The following is a 21542-nucleotide window of genomic DNA, read 5'->3' on the forward strand; positions in this document are numbered from 1 at the left end:
ACACCAGCTTAATGTAATGTCAATGGTTACATTAAAAGCTTTTAATCTTTCTTCTTTAGCTATCACTTTCTACAAAACATTCATATAAAAAATTATCTTAATTGATACAAAGCGTAACCACTTATCTGCAACAATTTGGGTAATCTTATTTTAACTTTTATACGCTCCTTGCCCGTGATATAGTAATAGTCTGTATTTATATCAATCCCTAGCAGTTCTTCCATGTTTCATTACGTCCTCTCTTTTCAATGCTTCCAGTATGATGGCGTAAGGCACACCGAATACATAGCAAGTAAAATCTTCTAACTATAAATGCTACTATTAATATGTACAAAAACGATCATATAAAAATGTACAAAATCAATTCAACATAATATAATAATTCAGTTTTTATTGGAGGTTATATTATGATTATGAATTTAACAGTTAGTTCAAGTATTGAGATTAATTGTTTACTTGATTTACCAAAATTGAAAGTATTAGTAGAGGAGTTAAAATTGAAAATAAATAAATCACAAATTGCCCGAGAGCTTGGTGTAGATAGAAGATTGATTGATAAATATATGAATGGTTATACTAAGCCAAAGAAAAGAGAAAGAAAAAGTAAGTTAGATAATTTTTATCAAATAATATATGACTTGCTGATCAATCAAAATACTCTGGTTTTCTTTTATAAAAGAGTTTTATGGCAATATCTAAAAGATAATCATGGATTAGAGTGCTCAGCTTCCCATTTTAGAAAGTGGATCAGCCAGCATGAGGAATTTGATAAATACTTTAATGGCAGAACAAACAGGACAGTAAATGGTAAAATTAGAAACAATATGACAAATCATCGGTCAATCAAAAGAGAGACTGGTATGGGAGTTGAGGCACAATTGGATTGGAAAGAAAATATGCATTATACCTTAAGCACAGGTGAGGTTATTGAATTAAATATCTTTGCACTTGTATATTCCTATTCAAGATATAGGATTAATTTCATCTCACTTACAAAAAAGCAGGGTGCTCTGTTTCATTATCTTGATCAGGCATTTGAAGCAGCTGGTGGTGTGCCTGACATCTTAAAAACCGATAATATGAAAACAGTCATGGATGAGGCAAGAACAGAATATTCGAGTGGAAAGGTCAATGCAAAGTTTCAACAGTTTGCGGATGATTATGGCTTTATAGTGAAACCTTGTATTGCCGGAAAACCATGGAGTAAAGGGAAGGTTGAAGCGCCAATGAAATTATGGGATGAACTATATGCTTATAATGGGAAGCTGAACTATGCACAACTGAATGAAAAAGTAAAGGAAATCAATGAAAGAAATAATTGCTAGGTGCACAGTGAAATAGGAAAAATTCCGAAACTTCATATCCAAAAAGAAAAAGATTTCTTATCCCCTTTACCACAAGAAAAGATAAGAAATCAGTATAAAATCACCATTAGACCAGTAAAAGTAGATTCACAGAGTTTGTTTTCCTATAAAGGTAATAAATATTCCGCACCACCAGAATATATTGGTAAAACAGTGAAACTACAGATATTTGATGATTATATACATGTGTATTCTAACACAAGACTTATAACAATTCATCAAATATCTCAATCAAAATATAATTATCATGAAGAACATTATCAAAAAATATATGAAGTAAGTTTTAAAGACAGTTCGGATGAAATCAAACAATTAGCCAAGGCAAATTTAAATTTGATAGGAGAAATATACAATGAGTAGTACATATATGCAATTGAAAAATAACCTGAATTACTTGAAGTTAAGTCAAATGAATGAAAATTTAGATGAGATGTTGGATTATATAACCAGAAACAATCTATCTTTTACAGAAGGATTGATCAAATTGACGCAGATAGAAATCGATCATAGAGAAAAGAATATGGTCAAGTCAATGGTTAAGGTAGGGGCATTTCCTCATCATAAAGAATTAAGGGATTTTGATTTTGATTTTCAGTCATCAATAAACAAACAGCAGATATTGGATTTTGAGACACTCAGATTCATCGAGAATTGTGAAAACATCGTATTTCTGGGTAATAGTGGCGTAGGTAAAACACACCTGGCTGTAAGTATAGGCATTGCCGCGGCAAAGCGTAGAAATAGTACATATTTCATCAAATGTCATAATCTTATTCAACAATTGAAGAAAGCAAATAACGAGAACAGATTGGAAGATAGACTTCGCCATTTTACCAAATATAAAGTACTGATCATAGATGAACTTGGCTATCTTCCGATTAATAAAGATGATGCGAAATTGTTTTTTCAATTGATAGATAGACGTTATGAAAAAAGAAGCACGATATTAACTACAAATATCAATTTTAGTGAGTGGGATGAAGTCTTCTGTGATGTGGTCATGGCAAACGCTATTTTAGACAGAATCCTTCATCACGCGCACGTGGTAACTATAACGGGTAAATCCTATCGATTAAAAGATCAAATGAAGCCAAATGAAGAGGAATCCTAATACTTAAAAATGCTCTTGATTATATTGAGAAGGAACACAATTGTACATCATAAATGATCATTTTTGTACAAAATTATATTGACATTTATACATATAAAAAATTATCTTAATTGATACAAAGCGTAACCACTTATCTGCAACAATTTGGGTAATCTTATTTTAACTTTTATACGCTCCTTGCTCGTGATATAGTAATACTCTGTATTTATATCAATCCCTAGCAGTTCTTCCATGTTTCATTACGTCCTCTCTTTTCAATGCTTCCAGTATGATGGCGTAAGGCACACCGAATACATAGCAAGTAAAATCTTCTAACGTTTTCTTAGGATAGTCAGACAGGCAAAGGCGTTTCATCTCAAACCAGACCGCACGCTTGTAATAGAGTAGGTCGAAAAAATACGGACACCCGATTTTTGACTGCATATCCGTAAAAATATTGTTCAATCAATCACTCCAATCTTAAATTTGAGTATAGAAAAGCGGTTGATCTACAATGGAGTAACCGCTTTGTATGTGGCATATGAAATTGTTTATTGCTTTGTATGAACACTTAGCTGTTCTTCAATATTGCGTTCGCTGTACATGACACGTAGAATTGTTACCACCTGTTCTTCTATATCTAAAATATAAAACACAATATAGTTATCTACCGCAACAAAATGTAATCCACGGCTATGCCACGGTTCTTTTCCATATCTCGGAAAGCGTTCCGGCATTTCATCTAAACTTAATATCTGCCTTCCCAGACGTTCCAGTTGCTTTTCTGCGTTTTCCGGCGATAAAAGTTCAAAAGCGATATATTAAAATATCCCTCGTAAATCTTCCTCAGCCTATATGGATGTAACTACATTAAAAATCATAAACCATAATCTTTGCGAATATCAGCAAAAACCGTTTTTGCGTCTTTGGTTCGACCAGCTTTCATATCCGCATACCCTTTCTTCAGCTCTGCGTGCAATTTATCTGTTTCCAACGTACTTATGTCTGCGGGCGTTCTATCTGGGATTTTTAATTCAAAGGGAAGTCCTCGCTGTAAGATAATCTGTTTATAAAACATATTGATAGCATTAGAAGCAGGAATACCCAGTGTGGAGAGGATTTTTTCAGCCTGCTCTTTGATTTCAGGCTCTATTCTCACATATAAATTTGCTGACTTTGCCATTATAACAACACTCCTTTCGCGTGCGTATCTTTTTCTTTATTATACACAATTGTCCGCACAACAGCAATGCATTATTTCTTACACTTCGATAATTGTTGAACAGTTGCAACAACATGTCCTTGACACCAAAAGCATTGAACGTCAGCCCGACAGCGACTAGAGCAATCACAAGGAAGCATGTGATTAATCGCTTCAATATCTTTTTCATAGCTTTTATAATTCTCCTTTCGTTTGGATATAGAAAAAACCGTCTATTTCTAAACGGCTGGAAATAGAAAAAGAACGACAATATCGACATTCCATTATCTACTTGTGATGTTCAATTTTAATCTTTTCAATACTGATGTGCTGATAAGTACAGTATTTTAGCGGACAATCAGAATTTTTAGTTGTTTTTTCCACAACAAAAAAAACGATTCTTATTAGTAGATAACACCTACTTTTAAGAATCGTACAAAAATTATTCATGATTAAATTGCGAATTGTATAGCTTTTCATAAGCGCCTTTTTTTGCCAACAATTCTTCATGAGTACCTTTTTCTACAATATCACCATTATTTATTACCAAAATTAAATCAGCACTTTTAATTGTTGATAAACGATGGGCAATAACAAAACTTGTTCTCCCTTCCATAACACGGTGCATTGCTTCTTGAAGCATTTTTTCTAATCGGGTATCTACTGATGAAGTTGCTTCATCTAAAATTAAAATTTGTGGATCTTTTAAAATAGCTCTAGCAATCGTTAATAACTGCTTTTCACCTTGGGAAATATTATTAGCCTCTTCATTGATCATTGAATCATAACCATCTGGTAAAGTTCTAATGAAATGATGAACATTAGCCATTTTGGCAGCGTTAATAACTTCATCTTTTCGCGCATCTAAACGACCATAACGAATATTATCATAAATACTTCCTGAATATAACCAAGTATCTTGTAATACCATTCCAAACATTGAACGTAGTTCGCCACGTTTTAAATCACGAATATCAACACCATCAATTTTAATGCTTCCGCCTTTAACATCATAGAAACGTAATAATAAATTGATAATTGTTGTCTTTCCAGCTCCAGTAGGACCTACAATGGCAACCATTTGGCCACTTTTTACTTCTACATTAAAATCTTTGATCAATAAATTATCATAATATCCAAATTTAACATGTTCAAAAGTCACATTACCTTGAACATTTTCAATATGTTTAGGTGGATTAGCTTCTGGTACTTCTTCTTGTTCATTTAATAATTCAATGACCCTACCTAAAGCAGCAAATGCAGCTTGAATTTGAGCTGATAAATTGGAAATTTGTGATAATGGATCATTGATTTGCCAAATATAACGGATAAATGCTTGTAATTGCCCAACCATAAAAGTTCCAGCAATTACGTTAGCTGTTCCCATGATAGCAATTACCCCAATTGATAAATATGTAACTAAAGAATTTAATGGCGCAATCGTTGAAGAAACAAACTGGGCTTTAAAAGCATTAGTTCTTAAGTTCTCGTTAATTTGTTTAAATTTATCAATTGATTCTTCTTGTTGATTAAATAGCAATATTTCATTATATCCAGTGTACATTTCTGTAATAGCACTATTTAAATCACCTAAAGCATTTTGTTGTTTTTTAAATAATTTTTGACTTTTACCAACTACTAATTTAGTAACTAATAGTGATAAAGGAATTATCAATGTTCCAATTAATGCCATTTTGACATTGATCATATACATCATTGATAAAGCAAGTGTCACTGTTAAAACACCGCTAACTATCTGAGTAAAACTTTGTTGTAAGGCATTAGAAATAGCATCAACGTCATTTGTAATTCTACTTAAAACATCACCAAAATGATGATTATCAAAATAACGAACTGGCAACTTTCTAATCTTATTTTGTAAAGCATTTCTTAAATCCTGCATTGCATTTTGAATGGCATTAGTCAAAAAGATAACAGAAATAATCTGAGAAATTGTTTTACAAGCATAAATTATTAATAAACAAACAACAATTTCTAATACCGCACCAAAATCGATAGCAATATTAGCTAAGCCACTACTTTTAGCAACATCATTAGCTAACTGTGTAGTAATCATCCCTTCAAAACTTGGTGCTAAAACCATTGATATATTAAATACCAAAATCATTAAAATAGCGATAATAAATTGCCACTTATATGGTTTAATAAATGGCACTAATCCCATTATCGTCTTTTTAAAACCATATTTTTTATTCATGTGCCAATTCCTCCTCACTTAATTGAGAAATTGCAATCTCATAATATATCTTACATTCTTTTAATAACTGTTGATGGGTACCATGTCCAACAACCTTTCCTTCATTTAAAACAATGATTTGATCAGCATCCATAATACTGGAAATTCTTTGGGCTACTACAAGCATGATTGAATTACTCATTTCCTTTTTTAACTCTTTTCTTAAAATAGCATCAGTTTTAAAATCCAACGCTGAAAAAGAGTCATCAAAAATATAAATTGGAGCTTTACGAACCAAAGCCCGAGCAATACTTAATCTTTGCTTTTGCCCACCAGAAACATTTGTTGCCCCTTCACTGATTTCTTCATCAAAACCATGTTCTTTAGCCATGATAAAATCATAAGCTTGAGCAATTTTAACTGCATGTTCAATTTCATCATCAGTTGCATCTTTTTTACCAAATCGGATATTATCTTTAATAGTACCACTAAATAAAATTGCCTTTTGTGGAATAACCCCTAAATGATCACGTAAATCTAAAAGATCATAATCTCTAATATCTTTATTATTGATCTTTATTGCCCCATTAGTAACATCATAAAACCGTGGTATCAGATTTACTAACGTACTTTTTCCCGAACCGGTACTTCCTATAAAAGCAACCATCTCACCTTTTTTAGCTTTAAAGTTAATATCTGATAAAACTGGTTCTTCACCATCTGGATAAACAAAGGTAACATTATCAAATTCAATGCTAACATCATCTTCCTCTTTATCATCTTGGGGATTATTTTTAATCAAAGAATCAGTTTCAAAAATCTGTTCAATACGCTTAGCAGAAACTTCAGCCCGTGGGTACATCATAAACACAGTGCAAAATAACATAATAGAAAACATCGCATGAAATAAATAATCCATAAATGCCACTAATTGCCCTATTTCTAAGTTACCATTAGCAATTAAATGCGCCGCTACCCAATATATTAATAAGCCAGCGATATTCATCAACATAAAAAATATTGGCTGTGTCATTGTCATAATTTTAAATAATTTTTTAGAAAACTTTGTAAAATTATGATTAGTTCTATCAAACCGTTCTTGTTCATATTGATCATTGTCAAAAGCTCTAATTACTCTTATCCCGCTTAAATTTTCCCTTGAAATTCGATTTAAATCATCTAAAGAACGTTGTTGATTTTCAGAAATCGGTTTAGTAACTTTGGCAACAGCAAATACCCCTAAAATAATTAAAGGAATCGTTCCGGCAATTATATATGAAAGAGGTAATGATGCTCTTGCAGTCATAATAAAACTAAAAATAAACATTATTGGCGTCATCAATGCCGTTCTAAGTAATACATTTACAAACTGTTGAATTTGAAAAGCATCATTATTAGTTCTAGTAATCATTGATGAAATCCCATATTGATTAAATTCATTAGCTGTAAATTGTTGTACTTTTTTAAAAATATCATTTCGCATATCCCTAGTAATCGAAGTCGATATTTTAGCACAGCAATAACCTAAAGCAATTGTCCCTGCAACACCAATAATTGATACAAGTAAAATACATCCTCCCATCATATAAATGTAATTTAAATCACGGTTAGATACACCAACATCAATCATTGTCGCAACAATTGTAGGTATGCCTAGTTCAACCAATACAAATCCAAATACAGAAATCACATTAAAAAAGAATAATAGTTTATAATTCTTTAAATACTTTAATATTAATCGCATTTCCTTCTCCTTTCCTGATATTGTGCTAGAGATAACAATATGATAAACTATAAGGTAACCTTATAGTCAAGAGGAGAATAACAATGAAAGAAAAACTCTTTACCTGTGGTGCTTTTGCAAAAATCTGTGGTGTCGAAAAACATGTTTTATTTCATTATGATGAAATTGGTTTATTTAAACCAATCTACATTAATGAAAAGGGTTATCGATTTTATTCCTATCGTCAATATGATACATTTAAAGTTATTATTGCTTTAAAAAAAATAGGAATGTCACTAAAAGATATTCAAATATACTTAGATCAACGAAACCCTATTTTGTTTACCGAATTATTAACCCAGCAAGAAGCAAAATTACTGCAATCAATCGAAGAACTAAAACATATTCATGAAATGATTACCAGATTTAAGCAATACACCAATGAAGCATTAACAGTTGATTATGATGAAATTAAAATAGTTCATTTTAATAAAAGTAATCTAATTTTATCAGCTAATTTAGAAAACAGTACTTCAAAAGACTTTGCTGGTTTTATGAATGATTACACATCATTTATTGAAAATAATCAGGTAATGACCGGCGAATTTGTAGGGATAATGACTAAAATTGAAAATATTTATAAAAATCAAACCGCTAATTATTCTTATTTATTTACTACAACAAGCCACTTAGGTCCTAATACTTTTGAAAAAAAAGCAGGTAATTATTTATGCGGCTATCATCATGGTAATTATGATGGATTAAATGACTCATATCAACGTATCATTCAATATGCTGATGCTCATCAAATCAAACTTGGTAAATATGCTTATGAAGAATATATAATATTTGATATTAGTGAAGCCTCACCCGATAATTATTTAACCCGTATAACGATCGAACTTGAACAATAAATATTTTACTTTAACTTTTAAAAGTGATAGGCTATTGATATGGAGGTATAATATGGAACAAATTAAAAATATTAATTTAAAATCATTAGATAAAAATCTAATCTATCCAATCTACTTAGAACAAGAAATCAATGTTCAAATAACGGATACATTAAACTGTAATCTTAATAGTATTATTAACAAAGAATACTTAAAAACTACAACTATTCACACTTTAAATAATTTTAATTTTGACACAATTACATTTATTTCTTTAGGTAGTAAAGATAAAGTAACTACTCAAACAATCAGAGATGTTGCTAAAAAAATTAAAACTGATAAACCATCTGTAATTTATCTTGAAGAAATTGAAACTTCAAAACTAGATATTAATACTATTACTACAACATTTATTGAAAGCTACTTAATCGAAGCATATCAAGAACAAAAAATTGGTCATGAACCACATAAAATTTCACCAATTGATATCATTTATAGTCAAAATGATCTTAAAGAAGCAATCAATAAGGGAGTTAACTTAGGAAATGGTATTAACTATGCTCGTAAAATTAGTGATTTACCATCTAATTTAATGACTCCATATGATTTAGTTAAAGAAGCTAAAAAATTAGCACAACAATACAACATGGAATGTACAATCTTAGATAAAGATGATCTTGAAAAAATGAATGCTGGTGGAATATTATCAGTAAATAAAGGTAGTGATATTCCAGCCTACTTAATCTGTTTAAAATACACAAATGGTACAGGACCATATAGTGCTGTAATTGGTAAAGGAATTACATTTGATTCTGGCGGTTATAATATAAAAAAGAATAGTTATGGTATGAAATATGATATGTGTGGTGGTGCTGATGTTTTGGGAATCATGCAAATTCTTGCTGCCAACCATGTTAAAGCCAATGTTTATGGCATTATACCAACAACAGAAAACTTAATTAATGGTGGGGCCTATAAACCTCAAGATGTCATTACAACTCTTGCTAAAAAGACTGTCGAAATTGTTAGTACTGATGCTGAAGGTCGCTTAATACTAGCTGATGCTATTACTTACGCTCAACAATTAGGTGCAACTAAATTAATTGATTTAGCTACTCTTACTGGGGCTTGCGTTGCTGCTTTAGGTGATTTATATACTGGTGTCTTTAGTAATGATGATGATTTTTATGAAAAATTTGCTCAATGCGCTAAACAAAGTGATGAAAAAGCTTGGCGTTTACCAATCGCTAAAGAATATTTTGATAAATTAAAATCTAATAGTGCTGATTTTAAAAATTCAGTTGGTAAACCTGGTGCAGGTGCTAGTGTTGCTGCGAACTTTTTAGCCGCTTTTGTAAACGATGATGTTAAATGGATCCATTTAGATATTGCCGGAACTGCTGATAATGACGGTACCGGAGCAACTGGGGCAATGATTCGTAGTGTTGTTAATTTTATTGCTGCAAACTAAAAACAGGATTGAAAAATCCTGTTTTATAATGCACAAATTTTAGCAGCTACTTCATCCACTGATAAATTAGAGACATCTATTTTTATCGTATCCAGCTTTTCATAAAGCTTAATTCGAGCCAGACTTCTCGTTAATACATCTTCTGTTCTAATACCTTGATCAATATCTTTTTGTAATCTTTTAATTAGTGCCTTTTCATTGCAAACTAACGAAATAACTTTAACATTTAAATTATCTGTATTAATTCTTGCAAGCAATTGATCAATAATACTTTGTTCATGCATTACCCAGCAAAAAATAATATTCTCATATACTGAACAGCCAATAAAATTATTTAACTGATAACAAATATTATCAATTACCATTTTTTTAGTTTCTTCAGTGACTTGAAATGGATTCATATCCCAACACCAATCACCATCTAAAAAAACACTATTGGCCAACTTTAGTTTTAGCTTTTGACAAATAGTTGTTTTACCAACCCCCATTGTCCCGCCAATAATATAAATATTTTTCATTTTCTAATACTCCTTAAGCTTACTTCCTTAACCTTCTAGGAATAAAAGTTCTTATTTCTTCTTCATTATACCCTACTTGAAAACGGTGTTCGTCCATAATAATCGGCCTTTTTAAAATAGAAGGATTAGCTTTAATAAAAGCAATCAACTCTTCCATCTTCATACTTTCTAAATCAACAGTTGCTGATTTAAAAACTTTACTATTTTTAGAAATAATATCATCGGTTCCATTTTCACAACGTTCTAATATCTCTTTTATCTCACTAGTATGTAAATCAGATGAAAAAATATTTTTTTCAATGAAGCTGAGATTATGTTCCTTTAACCAGGCAATCACCTTTCGACAAGATTGGCTAGCTGGTGTAGTATAAACTCTAATCATCAAATTCCCCCATCCCAACAAAGTTTATTTTTTTACACGTAAGATAATAACATATTCATCATCATTTTCTTCTGTTTCACTAGTTACTTCGACCCCTGATTTTAAAATTAAATCAGTTGCTTGATTGATCGTATTAATAGCAATCTTAAAATTTCGTGAAACAGCTTTAACAGTTCCTTTATTTTTTTTCTTAATTTTTGGCGGTTTATTAATTAAAGTCTCTGTTTGCTTTACATTTAATGATTTATCAATAACTTCATGTAAGACTTCTTCTTGTTTTTCTGGCTGTAAACTTAACATTGCTCGAGCATGACGTTCAGTAATCTGTTTAGATTTTAAAGCATCTTTTACTTCATCACTTAATTTTAATAATCTAAGTTTATTAGCAATCGTTGATTGTTTTTTACCAACTTTATTAGCTAGTTCAGTTTGGCTCATACCATAAGTATCGATTAATGTTTTATAAGCATTAGCTTCTTCAATTGGTGTTAAATCTTCTCGTTGGATGTTTTCAATAATTGCATAAGTATCCATTTGTTTATCATCAATATCTTTAATAATACATGGTACTGTCTTTAAACCAGCTAGTTTACATGCACGATAACGACGTTCACCGGCAATAATTTGATAATTTCGATTGTATTTTCTAACAATCAATGGCTGAATCAAACCATTTTCTTTAATTGACGTAGCCAATTCAGCAATTTTTTCATCATCAAAAATTGTTCTTGGTTGATTTTCATTAGCTTTGATTTTTTCAATATCTATTTGTTTATATACTTTCTCTAACATATTCTCTCCTATAAAGGCTGTTTTTTAATCTTACTAAACATTCGAGGATATTTACCTGGAGTAGCTTTAACTTTTTTGATAATTATATTGCTTCGATGATCATCATTAGTTAACGTAAAATCGATTACTTCGTCAACACGACCACCCAATATTTTTATCCCATTACTTGCCTCTTTTAATTCTTCTTTAGCTTTTAATCCTTTAAGAGCTAAAAAATAGCCATTTACTTTTACCAGTGGTAAGCAAAGTTCATCAAGAATATTTAATCTAGCAACAGCTCTTGCCATAACAATATCGGCTTCCTGACGATGATCTTTAGCATATTCTTCAGCACGAGCACTTATTGCCTGACAATCTGTCAACTTTAATTCTTTAAATAAATGATTTAAAAAAGTTATTCTTTTTGTAAGTGAATCAACAATAGTAACCTTTAAATCAGGATACACTATTTTAAGAGGAATACTAGGAAAGCCAGCCCCAGCACCAACATCAATTATCTTTTGATTATTAAATTTAAAATTAAATGCAATTGTTAGTGAATCATAAAAATGTTTTAAATAAACCCCTTCTTGATCAGTAATTGCCGTTAAATTCATTTTTTGATTCCATTCAACTAAAAGTTCATAATATTTTTTAAACTGTTCAATCTGCAACGCAGTTAATTCAATTCCCTGCTGTTTCAGTTGATTAATAAATTCTTGTTCGTTCATATCTATTCCTCATTATATTTTTGTTTTAAATAAATCAATAACACTGAAATATCAGCAGGATTAATACCAGAGATCCGCGTAGCTTGTCCAATTGTTAAAGGACGAATTTTATTTAATTTTTGTCTTGCTTCTAAAGCTAAATTCTTAACTTGATCATAGTCAATATCTGATGGAATTTTCTTTTCTTCCATCTTTGTTTGTTTTTCAGCTTGACGTTTTGCCTTATCTATATAGCCCTTATATTTAATCAAAATAGTAACACGACGACGTTGTTCTTCACTTAATTCTGGACCTTCAACAAATGGCAAAATCATATCATATGTTAATTCAGGGCGTTTAATTAATTCCTTAGCACTAATTCCTTCTGTTAAACGAGCTGAATTATACTGTTCTAATAAATCGTTTATTTCATGTTTTGGTGTAAAACGAATTGTATCCAAACGTTCAATTTCATCAAAAATACCTTTCATTTTTGCTAAATATTCATCATAAACCTCATCATTGATTAAACCTACATCATGGCCATATTTCATTAAACGTTCATCAGCATTATCATGACGAATTAATAAACGATACTCAGCACGACTAGTTAACATTCGATATGGCTCATCTGTTCCTTTAGTTACTAAGTCATCAATCATAACACCAATATAAGCTTCATCACGTTTTAAAACTAATGGTGCTTTTCCTTGTAATTTTAAACTAGCATTAATTCCGGCGATCAATCCTTGTCCAGCTGCTTCTTCATAACCGCTAGTTCCATTGATTTGACCAGCAGTAAATAAATTTTTAATTACTTTAGTTTCTAATGAAGGCCATAATTGTAAAGGATCAATAGCATCATATTCAATAGCATAAGCATATTTTAAAATCTTACAATTTTCTAGACCAGGTATCGTTCTAATCATTTCCTCTTGAACATCATGAGGTAACGAACTAGAAAAACCTTGAACATAAATAGTATTCATTTCTCTAGATTCTGGTTCTAAAAAAATCTGATGTTGTTTTTTATCAGCAAATTTTACAATCTTATCTTCAATTGATGGACAATAGCGTGGTCCAACTCCTTTTACGATACCACCATACATACTTGATTTGTGTAAATTATCTCGTATTATTTGATGTGTTTTTTCATTTGTATATGTTAAATAACATGGTACTTGTTGGTCAATTGGTACAAATTCTTTTGTTCTAAAACTAAAAGCCAATTTAGCATCAGTTCCTGGTTGTAACGTTGTTTTTGAATAATCAACACTATTAATATCCACTCGTGGTGGAGTTCCTGTTTTCAATCGTTGAATTCTAAAACCAAGCTTAGCTAAACGAGTTGATAAATATTTAGATTCTTTTTGTTGATCAGGTCCACTAGGATGTTTTTGATGACCACATAAAATTTCTGCTTTTAAATAAGTTCCAGTCGTTAAGATGACCATCTTACCCATAATTTTTTGACCATCATCTAAAATTACACCTTTAACTGTGTTATCTTCTACAATTAAATCTTCGACCATTCCTTCTACTATATCCAAGTTTTCTTGTTCTTTTAATACTTTTTGCATATAGCGAGGATATTTTATTTTATCAGCTTGACCACGTAAAGATTGAACTCCTGGGCCTTTTGCTGTATTTAACATTTTCATTTGTAAATATGTTTTATCAGCAGTTACTGCCATTTGCCCTCCTAGAGCATCTATTTCCCGGACAATAATTCCTTTTGCCGGTCCTCCAATTGAGGTATTACAAGGAAGGCTGCCAACATTATCAAAATTAGATGTTACTAAAACTGTTTTTTGTTTCATTCTTGCTGGTGCTAAAGCTGCTTCAATACCGGCATGCCCACCACCTACAACAATTATATCATACACGATTTTTCCCTCCTTTAAGTCGTCTACTATTGTACTACAAAATCGCTATTTTTAAAACTATAAAGATTTTATTTACCAAATCATCGAAATAAAAAAAGATCAGACATAGCTGACCTTTCTATTTCCAGAAGTTTTTGCCACTTCCAACTGAAATAATTTTAAACTGAGTATTATTTGAGGTTCCACCGCTGAAATATTTACCAGCTTCAGTTCCATTAAAGATATCAATTTTATTACCTTTAATAGCTCCACCTCTATCAACAACAATACCATAGGCTGTTGATTCAATACTTAAATTATGATTAGAAATCTCAATAATTGTTCCAAATGGAATTGATGGATCGGCTGCTAAGCAATAATATGAGCGCCCATTATATGTTAATTTGGCACTATTAGATCCTTGTACTCCAGAAATTGGACTTAACTTAATACCACTAGAAGAAGTTCCATTACCTCCAGCACAATCACCACCATAAGTAGTTAATCGTCCTGTAAAGTAAGCTCCCTCCTGTAAAGTACCTGTTTCAATTATTGTATCAGTAGCTGGACTTATCACCTCGCTACCAATAAGCTGTCTGCTTACTTCATTTCCGTTTTGATAAGTTACTCGATAAGTATTTTTTACTTGGCCATCTTGCCCTTGTTGAGCAACTTTAGTCGTAAACAATTCTAATCCTGTTGTATTTATTGTATTGGATTTAACAGCAACTACTTCTTCTATATTTGCTTCGTTTACGCGGGTAATTTGAATCAAATCACCATCATTAACTACATAATTCAAATCTAAATTCACGATATCTTGTGGATTAACAACAATACCTAATTCATCAAGAACATCAGATACTGAGTTTTGTCTAACTAAATATCCTTTTTGTCCCGTATTACCATCTTCAACAGTTACATCAATTGTTTCCACATAGTTATCAATTTGATCAGTCGCACCAACATTAAATACAGCGAACATGATCCCGATATAGGCAATCATTACAACAACTAACCCCTTCATACGGGGGTCTGCTTTAATAACAGCCTCTTTAATTTTGTTCATTATTTTTCCTCCTATTTAATACCAAAAACTTTTTTGGCATTAAACGTTGTCGCCCTTGCAACGTTTTCTATTTCCATGTTTTTTAGCTTAGCTATTTCCTGGGCAATATACACAACATTTGCAGGCTCATTCAACTTACCTCGATATGGGTGAGGAGTCAAATAAGGACAGTCAGTTTCAATTAATAAATGCTCTAAATCAATATTTGCTGCCACATCTTTAGGAACTCGGGCATTTTTAAAGGTTACCGGTCCTGCCAACGAAATGTAAAAACCAATATCAATAAAGCGTTTGGCCATTTCTACCGATCCACTATAACAATGCATTATTCCTGGATGTCCATTGCGTTTTAAAACTTGATAGGTGTCTTCATAAGCATCACGACAATGAATTACTACTGGCTTTTGGTATTTTTTTACTAATTCCATTTGCCAATTAAAAACCTCTAACTGTTTTTCTTTACTAACAGTATCCCAATAATAATCAAGTCCGATTTCACCTAAAGCTACAACACAAGGCTCTTTTAGGTACTCTTCCAACTCGTCCATATCTTCTTTAGTTGTATCTAAGCAGTCATTTGGTCCAATACCAACTGCCGCATATATAAAATCATATTGTTTTGCAAGTTCAACAGCTTTTTTAGAAGACTCTAGTGTATAGCCAACAACGACCATATTATTCACTTGATTATCCAAAGCTTTTTGAATAAACATATCATGATTTTCAAATAATTCTTCACTATTTAAGTGACAATGAGTATCAAAGTACATAAATTCACCTCCGCTGTATATTAACAAAATCATATAGATTTGTCAAATATCTAAATGATATTTTCATAACACAGCTAAAAAAGCAACGATAAAATCGACACTTTTATAACTGAGTTCTCTTTTTAAACCTTAATCAAACAAAACTTTTTAGCCAAATCATAAATTTTTTGGATATTTAATCCATTTATAGCAAGAATAGTTATAAAATGTAAATCGATTTTATAAACTAATTTTTGACAATTCTGCTACTATTATTCAAAAAAAAACAGACAGTTTACACTGCCTGTTTTATAGATATCAGGGAAAAGATATCCAAAGAGTAGTAGTCTTTTTTTGAGAAAGGATTGAAAAAAACATATTATTTTTGACTACACTGTTAGTATAAGCTATAATTTTCGTTCAATTTAGTCATGATTTTATAAGAATATCTTTAAATAATGGTAAATTATGGTTTAGAAATGATTAAATTATTTTATTGATAGTTTAAAACTATTTTTTGATTACCATGATCTATTACTTCTAATTTATAGTCATATAGCTGCTTTAGAGATTTAGGATTAATAACATCATTAGGTTTTCCTTGAAATAAAATCTTTCCATCTTTCATTGCTACTATTTCATCACTATAATTAATTGCCTGATTAATATCATGGTGAACCATAATAATAGTCATTTTATAATCATGATTAATTTTTTTAATTAAATTTAATATTTCTATTTGATACTTTACATCTAAATAAGTTGTAGGTTCATCTAATAACAAAATTGGTGTTTTTTGACACAATGCAACTGCAAGCCAAACTCGTTGTTGTTGACCACCGGATAATTTAGCCAATTGGTGGTCTTGATATTTTTTTAAATTAGTTATTTCTAAAGCCCAATCAATGATTTGATAATCTTTTTCACCCAAACTTTGATGATAGCTAAGATATGGTAATCGACCATAACCAACAATTGTCTTAACATCTAAATCCCCATATATTTGATTCTTTTGATGAACTACTGCTACTTTTTTAGCAAAATTTTTCAATTTATAATCCCAGATATTTTTGCCATTTAGCTTAATTACACCCTCATTGCTTTTATAAATCCGGCTCAATAACATTAATAATGTCGATTTACCACTGCCATTTGGTCCAATGATTGAAGTAATTTTATTTTCTTGAAAAACTACCGATAAATCATCAATAAATGGCTTATTATGATAACTAAATCTAATATTATTAACTTCCATTTACATCAATACTCCGTTTCAATAAAATAATAAACAACGGTCCTCCAATAACAGCCATAATTATCGCTGGTGCTATTTCATAAGGAGCCATGATAACCCGTCCAATCGTATCAGTAATCAATAAAACAATCATCCCAATCAAAAAACTAACCGGTAATAAATATTTATGTTCTAAACCTACTAATAATCTAGAAACATGAGGAACTAACAAAGCGATAAAACCAATCACCCCAACAACCGAAACCGAAATGCTGCATAATAATACTGCTAATAATGACAAACCAAATCGATAAAAATTAACATTTACTCCTAATGTCGTTAAAGTCCTGTCTTCAAGAGCTAATAAATTACAAGCCTTAGCCATGAACATAGTAACTAACACTACTGGTAATAAACAAACTAGTAAAACAGTTACATTTTGCCAAGTATATAAAGCTACCGTTCCCGTTGCCTGACTTGTCAAAGATGCTGATGAACTTTCAACTAAGGACACTAGCGCGCTGATCGTATAATTTATTGCGACACCAATTAAAATAATTCTAGTTGTCTTAAATCCTGATTTCCACGACAAACTATAAATAATTGCAAATGTAATAAGTCCACCTAAAAAAGCTATTAACCAGTTAATACTATAAAGCTGCGGTAATAATAACCCCGCTAAAATACTGGCAAGATTAGCACCATTACTAATACCAATAATTCCGGGATCAGCTAAAGGATTTTTTAAAACCACTTGGAATAATAATCCCGATAAAGCCAGAGCTCCACCGGCCAACATCATTACAATTACCCGTGGAAACCGAATCGTATAAACACTCGCTACCTCACTATCATATTCAATAAATAATCCTTTAAATAACTGTGGTATGGAAACCTGAATACTTCCTAGATTAATAGCAACAAAAAAACTCACAAATAATATTACTATTAGTACTAAAATAAATAATTTAGGATGTTTTTTAATCTGTGCCATATAAAATTCCCTCTAGATTTTCTAATCCCTTTTGGTAATTAAAATTAGCACTCATCCCAAAATAATTATTATCTAAATCATAAACACGACCATTTTGGACGGCACTAAATTGTGACCAGATAGCATTTTCTTGAAATTCTTTTTTAAAATACTCCATTACTTCCTCAGGCAAGGCATGACTTGTTCTTAAGATGATATCCGGATTTTGTTGTAACATATCTTCAACATTTACATTTACAAAATCCTGGCCATCACCATTACCATAAATATTAGTCCCACCTGCTAGTCTTACTAAATCACCAACATAACTAGATTCTGTTGCTACAACATAGCTACCACCTGGCAACCCCATTAATATTAAAACTCGGGGACTAGTTTGATTTTGATATTTTTCTCTAAATGCTACCATATAATCAACAAATTCATTTACAAGTTTAGCTGCTTTATCTTCTTTATCTAATAACTTTCCTAATTCTTCAATACTTTTAAACATTCCAGAAACACTTTTTAAATTCAGAAATGATGAACTAATACCAATTTTTTCATACTTAGCTGCCAAATCACCTTCTAATGAATTAGGACTTAATATCAAATCTGGTTTTAAAGTTGATAATGTTTCCATATCTGGTGCCATTGCAGTCCCTAATTCGGTTGCATTTTGATATTTTTTAGGTACTGAATAAGCTTCAGTTGTAGGAATTCCAATAACCTGATCAGCCGATATCTCTAAAGCTTCTAAAATTTCAGTCACTGCTACAGAAGTTGCTGCTATTGTTAATTTATCATTATTATTGCTAGCACCACTTTGATCAACACAGCCAACAAATGATAAAGTTAATATTAAAGCTAATAAACTACTTTTTAACTTTTTTAACATAATATATTCCTCCTGCTACAGCTATTAAAACAACCATCACTACTCCACCAATTATCATTGGTAAATTATTAGTTTGTTCTTTTATTTCCCCACTATCTTTTTTTAGATTTTTAACTGTTAATTTGGCGTCTTTATCCACCTTACCATCATCATCAATAATATAATTTGATAATCCTGTAACATTTTCCATCAATGACTCTTTGTTAATTGTCCCAACCTGTTGGTTTTCGGTTGTATTTGTAACAACAGTTTCTTGACTTACATTCTCTTCATTACTACTAGATTCATTATTTTGATCAGTACTAGAATTTGAAGTTGTAGTGTTATTACTTGTACTATTACTATTTGAAGTTGCCGGAACCATTTGACTTTCATACATCCCTGTACCAGGCGTCGCTGAATTTACATCGGCCTGAAAGAAAAACTGTACATTTCTTCCCATTGGTACAACATAAATAATCGGGCTAATATATTCACTTGGTGAGTTTACCTGGATTCTAAAACGTTTTGCATTTGATGTACTAGTGCTTAATTCACTAGCACTAGCATTACGAAAACTCCCACTACTATTCATAATTTTAAAGCTGTAATTAGAAATATTATCAGCTAAATTAATTTCAAAAGTAAGATAATATTTTCCACCTGTTTGTTCTAATAACAATTGACTACTAATAATATTTGAACACATGCTTTCGCCAAGCGCAATATTAGTTCCACCATCTTCTGGTGAACCAGTATGAGGATTAACATAAGACGTGGAGCGTCCAACTAAGTACGCTCCATCGTCAAGGGCAAAAGCTGGTTTAATCGTGATTACTAATGTCAAAATTGTAATCAGTGTTAAAACAATCTTTTTTATTGCCATAATTTTCTTCTAACTAAATAACCCATAGTTACAAGTGATACAATTAATAATCCTCCCATTAATTCTATACTTGTATTATCACCAGTTTTTACAGCTGTGCTATTTGAACTAGTTGTATTATTATCTGTTGCAGGTACTGTTGTATCTGTTTTAGAATCATCAGTAGTCGGTTGATTATCATCACCCTTTACAACTGGTGCTTCAGTTGAAGCAGATACATATGTTAAAGTTGAATAATCCACTTTAATACGAGCATCAATATCCCCATTACCCATCATTGCTACATGGGGATTAACAACAACATTGAAAAATTCTTCTTCACTAGGTAAAGCAAATGACCATAATACTGGATTACCTTCATTGTCTCTTGCTTCTACAGTAGCCATATTGTCTTTATAATTACTATCGCTAGTAGAACCAATATATAATTCTTGTAATGCTGCTTCTAAACTTGCAAATGACATTTTTTTAGTTGTTAAATACATTGTTTTTACACCATCTTTAACCACAACAGTTGCCATTTCATCAACTGCTTCTGCTGCCATTGAAGCTTTATCCTGAGTCGCATTCCACAATGCAACTTTGACATTATATGTACCATCTTTACTAAATTTTGAAGTTTCTTTATCGTCTTCAACCAATACCGGATTATCTAATCCTAAAGATAATCTAGCCTCAGCACCACGTGAACTTCCACCGTAATAGAATTTTACATTAGTATATTTAGTATTTTTATCTAATGTAAATTTAATTTGTGAAACATTGCCGTCACTATCATAATCTGTAACTTCGGCTGTTTTGTATGTCCCATCAGCTAATTGATATTCCATATTATCAACATAGGCCGTTTGACCATAAACCGTTACTGATCCCATTTCCAATGTAACAACTAATTTGCCACCATTAGCTTCTACTACTGCACTTTTTACTGCTTGAGCTGCCATAGATTGATCATCACTATCCGTTTTTAAAACATCAACAGCTACTTCATATTTACCATTTTCTAAATTATAGACCGGATTTTCTGGTTCTGGTTTAGGAATAATAATTCCATCTGTATTAAATTGAATATAAGCATTAGTTGTCATCATCATCACATCAACATACATCTGGATATAGACACCTTCACTATCAACGGCTACTGGTATTTTTACTTTTTCAACCTGTTGAGCCCCTGAAGCATCAGTTCGATAACTAATAACTTCGGCATCGTTTAATGATGAATTAGTATCTGTTTCATAGTATTTGATATTTGAGGCATTACCTAAAAATCCAAACATACTTAATGTTTTAAATTCAGCAATCAAATACCATTTACCATCAATTATTTCTAGAGTTCCTTCATCAGCTAATGCTCCTGCTGCCATTGAATCATTATTAATATTTGAGGCATTCTTCAAAACGGTTGATACTATGTAACTACCATCGGGTAAAGTGCCATTTTCTTGAGCGCTAACTCCATTTAATGAAGCTAATTGAATCCCAAAAGCCATCATTAAAACTAATGCAACTTTTAATATTTTTTTCATATTCTCCTCCTCTTAGATATATTTGTTAGTTTTTTCTAAC

19 protein-coding genes and 1 pseudogene are annotated in these 21542 nt (G+C 31.2%); 4 read left to right on the top strand and 16 right to left on the bottom strand.

Going from position 1 to position 21542, the window contains the following annotated elements; translation table 11 throughout:
- The first annotated feature begins 407 nt into the window (after positions 1–407).
- Together istA and istB are read left to right on the top strand one after the other, a co-directional pair.
- A pseudogene (istA, locus tag ABGT36_RS13095) lies at positions 408–1720 on the top strand (IS21 family transposase).
- Complete coding sequence (gene istB / locus ABGT36_RS13100) at positions 1717–2475, top strand: IS21-like element helper ATPase IstB (protein WP_087357274.1); 759 nt, start codon at positions 1717–1719, stop codon at positions 2473–2475. Before istA ends, istB begins: the two are co-directional and overlap by 4 nt.
- 530 nt (positions 2476–3005) lie before the next feature.
- Here istB and ABGT36_RS13105 read toward each other — a convergent pair.
- The 4 genes from ABGT36_RS13105 to ABGT36_RS13120 form a co-directional block, all read right to left on the bottom strand.
- Positions 3006–3272 (bottom strand): type II toxin-antitoxin system RelE/ParE family toxin, encoded by a 267-nt coding sequence (locus tag ABGT36_RS13105; protein WP_346678657.1) that lies wholly within the window; start codon positions 3270–3272, stop codon positions 3006–3008.
- Between the two features lie 59 nt (positions 3273–3331).
- On the bottom strand, positions 3332–3637 hold the full coding sequence (locus ABGT36_RS13110; protein WP_087374606.1) for a type II toxin-antitoxin system RelB/DinJ family antitoxin: 306 nt from the start codon (positions 3635–3637) through the stop codon (positions 3332–3334).
- 460 nt (positions 3638–4097) lie between these two features.
- Positions 4098–5873, bottom strand: coding sequence for an ABC transporter ATP-binding protein (locus ABGT36_RS13115; protein ID WP_346678373.1), 1776 nt, complete (start codon positions 5871–5873; stop codon positions 4098–4100).
- The gene (locus tag ABGT36_RS13120) at positions 5866–7596 is read right to left on the bottom strand and encodes an ABC transporter ATP-binding protein (protein WP_346678375.1); all 1731 of its coding nucleotides are present in this window, start codon (positions 7594–7596) and stop codon (positions 5866–5868) included. The genes ABGT36_RS13115 and ABGT36_RS13120 overlap by 8 nt, the downstream gene beginning before the upstream one ends.
- Positions 7597–7679: 83 nt before the next feature.
- On the opposite strand from ABGT36_RS13120, the gene ABGT36_RS13125 reads away from it, so the two are divergent.
- Complete coding sequence (locus ABGT36_RS13125) at positions 7680–8489, top strand: MerR family transcriptional regulator (protein WP_346678377.1); 810 nt, start codon at positions 7680–7682, stop codon at positions 8487–8489.
- Between the two features lie 52 nt (positions 8490–8541).
- Positions 8542–9939 (top strand): leucyl aminopeptidase, encoded by a 1398-nt coding sequence (locus ABGT36_RS13130; protein ID WP_346678379.1) that lies wholly within the window; start codon positions 8542–8544, stop codon positions 9937–9939.
- Positions 9940–9962: 23 nt separating this feature from the next.
- Here ABGT36_RS13130 and ABGT36_RS13135 read toward each other — a convergent pair whose 3' ends face one another.
- From ABGT36_RS13135 to ABGT36_RS13190, 12 genes are all read right to left on the bottom strand, one after another.
- Complete coding sequence (locus ABGT36_RS13135) at positions 9963–10457, bottom strand: AAA family ATPase (RefSeq protein ID WP_087298676.1); 495 nt, start codon at positions 10455–10457, stop codon at positions 9963–9965.
- Between the two features lie 19 nt (positions 10458–10476).
- Positions 10477–10839: a transcriptional regulator Spx gene (gene spx / locus ABGT36_RS13140; protein WP_087298677.1), complete on the bottom strand. Its 363-nt coding sequence runs from the start codon at positions 10837–10839 to the stop codon at positions 10477–10479.
- 24 nt (positions 10840–10863) lie between these two features.
- The gene (gene noc, locus ABGT36_RS13145; protein WP_087298678.1) at positions 10864–11631 is read right to left on the bottom strand and encodes a nucleoid occlusion protein; all 768 of its coding nucleotides are present in this window, start codon (positions 11629–11631) and stop codon (positions 10864–10866) included.
- An 8-nt stretch (positions 11632–11639) separates the two neighbouring features.
- Complete coding sequence (rsmG, locus tag ABGT36_RS13150) at positions 11640–12341, bottom strand: 16S rRNA (guanine(527)-N(7))-methyltransferase RsmG (protein ID WP_087374610.1); 702 nt, start codon at positions 12339–12341, stop codon at positions 11640–11642.
- A 2-nt stretch (positions 12342–12343) separates the two neighbouring features.
- Positions 12344–14206 (bottom strand): tRNA uridine-5-carboxymethylaminomethyl(34) synthesis enzyme MnmG, encoded by a 1863-nt coding sequence (gene mnmG / locus ABGT36_RS13155; RefSeq protein WP_346678381.1) that lies wholly within the window; start codon positions 14204–14206, stop codon positions 12344–12346.
- Positions 14207–14324: 118 nt separating this feature from the next.
- A complete protein-coding gene (locus ABGT36_RS13160; RefSeq protein WP_087298681.1) occupies positions 14325–15254 on the bottom strand; it encodes a G5 domain-containing protein in 930 nt (309 codons plus the stop codon).
- An 11-nt stretch (positions 15255–15265) separates the two neighbouring features.
- Positions 15266–16024 (bottom strand): TatD family hydrolase, encoded by a 759-nt coding sequence (locus ABGT36_RS13165; RefSeq protein WP_346678383.1) that lies wholly within the window; start codon positions 16022–16024, stop codon positions 15266–15268.
- A 472-nt stretch (positions 16025–16496) separates the two neighbouring features.
- On the bottom strand, positions 16497–17258 hold the full coding sequence (locus tag ABGT36_RS13170) for an ABC transporter ATP-binding protein (protein WP_087298683.1): 762 nt from the start codon (positions 17256–17258) through the stop codon (positions 16497–16499).
- Positions 17248–18231 (bottom strand): iron ABC transporter permease, encoded by a 984-nt coding sequence (locus ABGT36_RS13175; protein WP_300081464.1) that lies wholly within the window; start codon positions 18229–18231, stop codon positions 17248–17250. The genes ABGT36_RS13170 and ABGT36_RS13175 overlap by 11 nt, the downstream gene beginning before the upstream one ends.
- Complete coding sequence (gene isdE, locus ABGT36_RS13180) at positions 18218–19108, bottom strand: heme ABC transporter substrate-binding protein IsdE (RefSeq protein WP_346678385.1); 891 nt, start codon at positions 19106–19108, stop codon at positions 18218–18220. The genes ABGT36_RS13175 and isdE overlap by 14 nt, the downstream gene beginning before the upstream one ends.
- Positions 19086–19973: a heme-binding Shp domain-containing protein gene (locus ABGT36_RS13185; protein ID WP_346678387.1), complete on the bottom strand. Its 888-nt coding sequence runs from the start codon at positions 19971–19973 to the stop codon at positions 19086–19088. Before ABGT36_RS13185 ends, isdE begins: the two co-directional genes overlap by 23 nt.
- Positions 19964–21502: an NEAT domain-containing protein gene (locus ABGT36_RS13190; RefSeq protein WP_346678389.1), complete on the bottom strand. Its 1539-nt coding sequence runs from the start codon at positions 21500–21502 to the stop codon at positions 19964–19966. The genes ABGT36_RS13185 and ABGT36_RS13190 overlap by 10 nt, the downstream gene beginning before the upstream one ends.
- Between the last annotated feature and the right edge of the window lie 40 nt (positions 21503–21542).

The sequence above is a fragment of the Erysipelatoclostridium sp. An173 genome, from assembly GCF_963931465.1.
GTDB lineage: Bacteria > Bacillota_I > Bacilli_A > Erysipelotrichales > Coprobacillaceae > Thomasclavelia > Thomasclavelia merdavium.